This is a genomic window from Photorhabdus namnaonensis (genome assembly GCF_001684335.1).
GTDB classification, from domain to species: Bacteria; Pseudomonadota; Gammaproteobacteria; order Enterobacterales; family Enterobacteriaceae; genus Photorhabdus; species Photorhabdus namnaonensis.
In genome coordinates this window covers 1-625 of sequence record NZ_LOIC01000004.1, presented here as the reverse complement: position 1 = coordinate 625, position 625 = coordinate 1, and the positions used below count along the sequence as shown (strand labels likewise).

1 protein-coding gene is annotated in these 625 nt (G+C 59.0%); it reads right to left on the bottom strand.

The window, feature by feature from the left end; translation table 11 throughout:
* A partial coding sequence (locus Phpb_RS00410) for a hemagglutinin repeat-containing protein (protein ID WP_205634718.1) occupies nucleotides 1-625 on the bottom strand: 625 nt, incomplete at both ends.

Genomic DNA, 625 nt, shown 5'->3' with positions numbered 1-625 from the left:
CGGCGGTGGTGACGGTGAGCTGATGACCGGCGTTCAGGCTGACGTCCTGCGTACCGGCGACATTGCTGCCGCTAATATGCAGGTCTTTTCCGGCCTGGAGATTGACCTTATCGCCACTGAATGTGGTGCTCAGGGCCTGCCGGTCATGCACTTCGTCGTGGGTTTCCACTGACGATTTCGACAGCCAGCCTTTGCTGGTTTGTTTGCTGTGCTCCACTAAGTCGGATGAGGCTGTACCGGTGGTCAGCGTCAGGTTATTGCCGGCCTGCGCCGTCAGTTGTTGACCGGCATTAACATGGGCGGCGGTGGCGTTCACGTCATGCCCGGCTTGCAGGGTCACCTCACCGGCGCCGGTTATCTGGCTGCCGATATCCTGTTGCTGGGTCAGATGGCGATAGTTCTCTTTCCCCCAGTCGCCCTGTTCTGTGCGGCGCGTGCTTAAGGCGTCCAGCGTCAGGTCATGGCCTGCGGTTATCTCGGTGTGACCGTCTTTACCGGCATTCTTGACGTCACTGGCGGTTAATTGCACATTGTTGATGGCGCTCAGCGATAAGGCGCCGTTATCGTTCTGCACATAAATGCCCGCCGGACGGTCTAACCAACGGTTAGCGTCATCCCCGCGCAC